This window comes from Peterkaempfera griseoplana, from assembly GCF_001418575.1.
Taxonomy (GTDB): Bacteria; Actinomycetota; Actinomycetes; order Streptomycetales; family Streptomycetaceae; genus Peterkaempfera; species Peterkaempfera griseoplana.
On sequence record NZ_LIQR01000046.1, the window covers coordinates 1 to 5,256 of the forward strand.

The 5,256-nt window shown below is 74.1% G+C and carries 2 protein-coding genes and 1 pseudogene; all 3 read right to left on the reverse strand.

Features of this window, described 5'->3' with window-relative positions; genetic code table 11:
- Positions 1 to 397, reverse strand: a pseudogene (locus tag AOK09_RS03410) (magnesium chelatase); the annotation flags it as partial.
- Entirely contained in the window at positions 394 to 4,053 is a 3,660-nt protein-coding gene (gene cobN, locus AOK09_RS03415) for a cobaltochelatase subunit CobN (protein ID WP_055585592.1), read from the reverse strand. The pseudogene AOK09_RS03410 and the gene cobN, both read right to left, overlap by 4 nt.
- Before the next feature lie 32 nt (positions 4,054 to 4,085).
- On the reverse strand, positions 4,086 to 5,256 hold a 1,171-nt coding region (locus tag AOK09_RS03420; protein ID WP_055585593.1), incomplete at its 5' end, for a cobyric acid synthase.

A 5,256-nucleotide genomic window follows, 5' to 3' on the forward strand; every position in this document is an offset into this window, starting at 1 on the left:
GGTGGGCCGCGGCCAGCAGCCCCGGCTCATAGGCCTTGACGCCCTCGGACAGCGCCCGCTCCAGGTCCAGCGACCCCACGATGCGGTCCTCGGAGACACCCACGGGCAGCTCCACCAGCCGGGTCGGCCGCCGGCCGGCCGTGGCGGCGCGCTCGTGCGGTCCGTCGGGGCAGCGCGGGTCGGGGGAGGCGGGGTCGCAGGCGAAGCGGCAGCCGCCCACCACCTCGATCGGCGGCAGCAGTCCGGCGAGCGCACGGACCGCGGTGCTCTTGGCGGTGCCCTTCTCGCCGCGCACCAGCACCCCGCCGACGTCCGGCGAGACCGCGTTGAGCAGCAGCGCCAGCCGCAGGTCGGCCATGCCGACGACGGCGGTGAACGGATACCTCGCGTCGCTCATCGGTCCTCACCCTCCAGGTCGCCCTCGAGCTCCAGGTACACCTCGCGCAGCCGGTCCAGGGTCTCCTGGTCCGGCTCCGCCCACAGCCGCCGGTCGGCGGCCTCCAGCAGCCGTTCGGTGACACCCCGCAGGGCCCACGGGTTGGACCTCTTCATGAACTCCTGGTTCTCAGGAGAGAAGACGTACTCGGCGGCCAGCTTCTCGTACATCCAGTCGTCCACCACGCCCGCCGTGGCGTCGTAGCCGAAGAGGTAGTCCACGGTGGCGGCCATCTCGAACGCGCCCTTGTAGCCGTGTCTGCGCATCGCCGCCATCCAGCGGGGGTTGACCACCCGGGCGCGGAAGACCCGGTGGGTCTCCTCGCCCAGGGTGCGGGTCCGCACCTGGTCGGGCAGGGCGCTGTCGCCGACGTACGCCTCCGGTGAGGAGCCCGTGAGGTGCCGGACCATCGCCACCATGCCGCCGTGGTACTGGAAGTAGTCGTCCGCGTCGACCAGGTCGTGCTCCCGGGTGTCGACGTTCTTCGCCGCCACCGAGATCCGCCGGAACGCCTGCTCCATGTCGCCCCGCGCGGCCCGACCGTCCAGCCCGCGCCCGTAGGCGTAGCCGCCCCACACCGCGTAGACCTCCGCGAGGTCGGCGTCGGAGCGCCAGTTGCGGGCGTCGATCAGCGGCAGCAGACCCGCCCCGTACGCACCCGGCTTGGAACCGAAGATCCGTGCGGTGGCCCGCCGCCGGTCGCCGTGGCCGGCGGCGTCCTGGTCCACGTGCGCCCGGACGAAGTTGCGGTCGGCGGGCTCGTCCAGCTCCGCCACGGCCCGTACCGCGTCGTCCACCAGGGCCACCACATGCGGGAAGGCGTCGCGGAAGAACCCGGAGATGCGCACCGTGACGTCGATCCGCGGCCGGCCCAGCTCCGCCGGGGGGACCACCTCGAAGCCGGTGACCCGGCGCGAGGCGTCGTCCCACACCGGGCGGCAGCCCAGCAGCGCCAGGATCTCGGCGATGTCGTCGCCCTGGGTGCGCATGCAGGAGGTGCCCCACACCGTCAGTCCCACCGACCGGGGGAAGTCCCCGGTGTCGCGGACGTACCGCTCCACCAGGGAGTCGGCCAGGGACTGTCCCACCTCCCAGGCCAGCCGGGAGGGGATGGCCTTCGGGTCCACCGAGTAGAAGTTGCGGCCGGTGGGCAGCACGTTGACCAGGCCCCGGGTGGGCGAGCCGGACGGTCCGGCGGGCACATAGCCGCCGCGCAGCGCCCGCAGCACATGGGCGATCTCGTCGCCGGTGCGTGCCAGCCTCGGCACCACCTCTCCGGCGGCGAACTCCAGCACCCTTACTGCGTCCGGGACATGACGGCCCAGCACCCCGGCCACCAGCGGGGCCGCGGCGTCCACCGCCCAGCCGCGCTCCTCCATGGCCTCCGCCAGCCGCCGGCAGAGCTGTTCCAGCAGGTCCACCGCGTCGGACGCGGTCCGGGCGGGCCCCGCCGCCAGCGCGGCGAGAGCGTCGGGGACCTTCACCGCGGCGCCCGGCTCCGCCAGCAGCTCCCGCTCCACCAGCCCGAACTCCGCCGCCAGCGAGGCCCGCAGGCCCGGCAGCGCCGCCGCCCGGCCGCCCCACACCTGGGCGGACCGCAGCACCGCCAGCACCAGGTTGACCCGGGCCTCGCCGACCGGGCCGGCGCCCAGCACATGCAGACCGTCGCGGATCTGCACATCCTTGATCTCGCACAGATAGCCGTCGATGTGCATCACGAACTCGTCGAACGCGGCATCGTCCGGCTGCTCGTCCACCCGCAGGTCGTGATGGAGCTCGGCGGCCTTCACCAGCGTCCAGATCTGCGCCCGCACCGCCGGGGCCTTCGCCGGGTCCAGATCGCTGACCAGGGCGTACTCATCGAGCAGCTGCTCCAGCTTGGCCAGGTCGCCATAGGTGTCGGCCCGGGCCATCGGCGGCACCAGATGGTCCACCACGGTGGCGTGGCCGCGCCGTTTGGCCTGGGTGCCCTCGCCGGGGTCGTTGACGATGAAGGGGTAGACCAGCGGCAGTTCGCCCAGCACCGCGTCGGGCGCGCACTCCGCCGACAGCCCGAGGCCCTTGCCGGGCAGCCACTCCATGGTGCCGTGCTTGCCCAGGTGCACGACGGCGTCGGCGCCGAAGGACCGCTCCAGCCAGCGGTAGGCCGCCAGATAGTGATGGGAGGGCGGCAGGTCGGGGTCGTGGTAGATGGCGACGGGGTTCTCGCCGAAGCCCCGCGGCGGCTGAATCATCACCACCACGTTGCCGAACCGCAGTGAGGCCAGCACGATCTCGTCGCCGTCGACATAGAGCCCGCCCGGGGGCTCCCCCCAGTGCCGCCGCATGGACTCCCGCAGTCCGGGCTGCAGCGCCTCGAACCACTCCTGGTAGTCGGCCAGCGGGACCCGCGCCGGAGCCTGGCGCAGCTGCTCCTCGGTCAGCCACTCCACGTCGTGGCCGCCCGCCGCGATCAGCCGGTGGATCAGCTCGTCGCCGCTGTCCGGGTAGCCGTCCACGGCGTAGCCGGCGTCGCGCAGGGCGTCCATCAGCCGCACCGCCGAGGCCGGGGTGTCCAGTCCCACCGCGTTGCCGACCCGGGAGTGCTTGGTGGGGTAGGCGGTGAACATCAGGCAGATCCGCTGCTCCGTGGGGGGCTTGTGGCGCAGGGCCGCGTGCCGTACGGCGATCCCGGCCACCCGGGCGGCCCGCTCGGGGTCGGCCTGGTACACCGGGATGTCGCCGTCCCCGGTCTCCTTGAAGGAGAACGGCACCGAGATGATCCGTCCGTCGAACTCCGGGATGGCCACCTGCATCGCCGCGTCCAGCGGGGACAGTGCCGCGTCCGAGGCCTCCCAGGCGGCCCTGCTGGTGGTGAGGCACAGTCCCTGGACGATCGGGACGTCCAGCTCGGCCAGCGCCCCCACGTCCCAGCTCTCCTCCTCGCCGCCCGCCGACGCCTCGGCCGCCACCGTGCCGCCGGCCGCCAGCACGGTGGTCACCAGGGCGTCGCACCGGTCCAGCAGGTCGTACAGCGCCGGGTCGGCGTCCCGCAGCGACCCGCAGTACACCGGCAGCGCATTGGCGCCGCGGGCCTCCACCGCGTCGCAGAGCGTCTCCACGAAGGCGGTGTTGCCGGAGAGCTCGTGCGCCCGGTAGAAGAGCACGCCCACGGTGGGCCGCCCCTCCCGCAGCGCACGCTCCCCGTGCCGGCCGAACTGCGGCATCGGCTGCGGCGGGGCGAAGCCCTCGCCGGTCAGCAGCACCGTGTCGGAGAGGAACCGGGCCAGTTCGGCGAGATTGCCCGGCCCGCCCTCCACCAGGTACGCCAGCGACTCGGCGACCACACCGGCCGGCAGCGAGGAGAGCGCCATCAGCTCCGCGTCGGGCACCGACTCGCCGCCCAGCAGCACGGTGGGCACCCCCGCGGCGGCGATCGCGGCCAGCCCCTCCTCCCAGGCCCGCCGCCCGCCCAGCAGCCGCACCACGGCCACATCGGCGCCGTCCAGCAGCGCGGGCAGGTCGGCGGCCGGGTCGACCCGGGACGGGTTGCCGGTCCGGTAGCCGGCGCCGGAGGCGCGGGCCGCCAGCAGATCGGTGTCCGCGGTGGACAGCAGCAGCACGGTGGCGGCGGGCATGGCGGCCTCTCCAGAGTCTCGGTTCGATGGGGTCATGGCGCACCGGGAGGGACGAAGGGCGCGGCCTGCCGTGGTACGCCGCCCTCGATCAGCCGCCAGAGGGCGTCGGTGTCGGCGTGCTCCTCGATCAGGTCGCCCAGCCGGTCCAGCCGCCGCTCACGGGCGGCGGCGAAGCAGGAGCCGGGGGCGGGTGCGAAGTCGCGGCCCGCGAGCGCGGCCACCTGCCGCAGGAAGGCGCGGCGGAAGCCGTCGTTCTCCAGGGCGCCGTGCCAGGTGGTGCCCCAGACGGAGCCGGCCCGGCAGCCGTCCAGGAACGGCTCGCCGCCCTCCAGCGAGACCACGCCGTGGTGGATCTCGTACGCGGCCACCCGCTCCCCGTACGCCTCGCCGACCGGGCGGCCCAGAGTCTTCTCGCGGGCGAACTCCACCCGTACCGGCAGCAGCCCGAGGCCCGGCACCGCCCCGGCACCCGACTCGACCTCGTCGACGATCAGCCGGGAGAGCATCTGGAAGCCCCCGCACACCCCCAGCACCGGCAGTCCGGCCTCCGCCCGCCGGGTGACCGCCGCGGCGAGCCCCCGCTCGCGCAGCCAGGCCAGGTCGGCCACGGTCGCCCGGGTGCCGGGCAGCACCACCAGGTCGGCGTCGGCGAGTTCCTCGGGCCGCGAGGCCCACCGGACCAGTACGCCGGGTTCCTGCGCCAGGGCGTCCAGGTCGGTGAAGTTGGACAGCCGGGGGAGGCGCACCACCGCGACCCGCAGTATCTCGGCCCCGTACGGGGCGGCGACGGCGCCGTGGTCGACGGCGCCGTCCAGGTCCAGGGAGTCCTCGGCGTCCAGCCGCAGACCGGACAGCATCGGCAGCACACCCATGACCTGACGGAACGTCAGTGACTCCAGCATCTCCAGCCCGGGCTGCAGCAGCCGTCCGTCCCCGCGGAACTTGTTGACGATCCACCCCGCCACATGCCGCTGGTCCTCGGCGGAGAGCAGCGCCAGCGTCCCGTACATCGACGCGAAGACCCCGCCCCGGTCGATGTCGCCGACCACCACCACCGGCAGGTCCGCCGCCCTGGCCAGGCCCATGTTGGCGATGTCGCGGTCCCGCAGGTTGATCTCGGCCGGCGACCCGGCACCCTCGCAGACCACCACCTCGAAGCGGCTCCGCAGATCCGCCAGGCAGGCGAGGGCCCGCTCCAGCAGC

Coding starts and splice junctions, on each gene's coding strand:
- cobN (WP_055585592.1), bottom strand. CDS start 4,053: ATGCCCGCCGCCACCGTGCTGCTGCTGTCCACCGCGGACACCGATCTG.